Origin of the sequence: Neorhizobium huautlense, assembly GCF_002968575.1 — a bacterium.
Classification (GTDB): domain Bacteria; phylum Pseudomonadota; class Alphaproteobacteria; order Rhizobiales; family Rhizobiaceae; genus Neorhizobium; species Neorhizobium huautlense.
In genome coordinates, this window is sequence record NZ_PVBM01000107.1 from 1 (window position 1) to 462 (window position 462).

Sequence of the window (462 nt, forward strand, 5' to 3'; positions counted from 1 at the left end):
GCGCTGGCGACCGCCGGCAGCCTGAGCGCGGCGGCGCGTAATCTGGGCATCACCACGCCCGCAGTCAGCAAGCGCCTGGCACAGATGGAAGCGCGCATCGGCATGCCCCTCGTGACGCGCACGACCCGGCGCATGAGCCTCACCCCCGAAGGCGAGGTCTTCCTGGAACGTGCGCGTCGCATCCTGGGCGAGATCGACGACCTGGACCAACTGCTCACACAGGCCAAGGGCCGCCCAAGCGGCCTGCTCCGCGTCAACGCCACGCTCGGCTTCGGGCGCATGCACATCGCGCCGGCCATCTCGGAGTATGTAAAGGCGTATCCAGACGTGGACGTGCAACTGCAACTCTCTGCCGACCCGCCGCCACTGAATGAGGACCTGTTTGATGTGTGTGTGCGCTTTGGCGAGCCACCCGATGCACGCATCGTCGCGCGCAAGGTGGCATCCAACCGGCGCCTGCTC

At 67.3% G+C, this 462-nt stretch carries 1 protein-coding gene; it reads left to right on the forward strand.

Annotated elements, in window-relative coordinates:
• Window positions 1-462 (forward strand): LysR family transcriptional regulator (locus C5L12_RS27820; RefSeq protein ID WP_157949152.1); only part of this gene is annotated, 462 nt, incomplete at both ends.